This is a genomic window from Haemophilus haemolyticus (assembly GCF_003490595.1).
Lineage (GTDB): Bacteria > Pseudomonadota > Gammaproteobacteria > Enterobacterales > Pasteurellaceae > Haemophilus > Haemophilus haemolyticus_L.
This window is the reverse complement of the sequence record NZ_QQGY01000029.1, coordinates 1-570: the sequence shown is the minus strand read 5'-3', so window position 1 is coordinate 570 and position 570 is coordinate 1. Positions and strand designations below refer to the sequence as shown.

Genomic DNA, 570 nt, shown 5'->3' with positions numbered 1-570 from the left:
GACTCCATGAAGTCGGAATCGCTAGTAATCGCGAATCAGAATGTCGCGGTGAATACGTTCCCGGGCCTTGTACACACCGCCCGTCACACCATGGGAGTGGGTTGTACCAGAAGTAGATAGCTTAACCGCAAGGGGGGCGTTTACCACGGTATGATTCATGACTGGGGTGAAGTCGTAACAAGGTAACCGTAGGGGAACCTGCGGTTGGATCACCTCCTTACCCAAGACGAGAGACAGCGAGTGCTCACACAGATTGGCTGATAGTTGTAGACAAGATTAAAAACGAAGCGAAAGCAACGTTGAAAGATAAGAATAAGATAGAGTATCTTTAATTGATGTCCCCATCGTCTAGAGGCCTAGGACATCGCCCTTTCACGGCGGTAACCGGGGTTCGAATCCCCGTGGGGACGCCAATTAAAGATAACTTTGTTAGATTATCTTACTGTTCTTTAAAAAATTGGAAACAAGCTGAAAACAAGAGATTTTCGAGAGAAAGTCTGAGTAGGCAAGGCAGGAAAGTGAACGAGGGAACTGAGAAGGAAACTCTGAAAGCAAACCTGTTTTGCATAA

General features: G+C 46.7%; 1 tRNA gene and 1 rRNA gene. Both read left to right on the top strand.

What is annotated here, in order from left to right:
- Window positions 1-220, top strand: a 16S ribosomal RNA gene (locus tag DV415_RS10075); the annotation flags it as partial.
- Window positions 221-337: 117 nt separating this feature from the next.
- Window positions 338-413, top strand: a tRNA-Glu gene (locus DV415_RS10070).
- Window positions 414-570 lie beyond the last annotated feature (157 nt).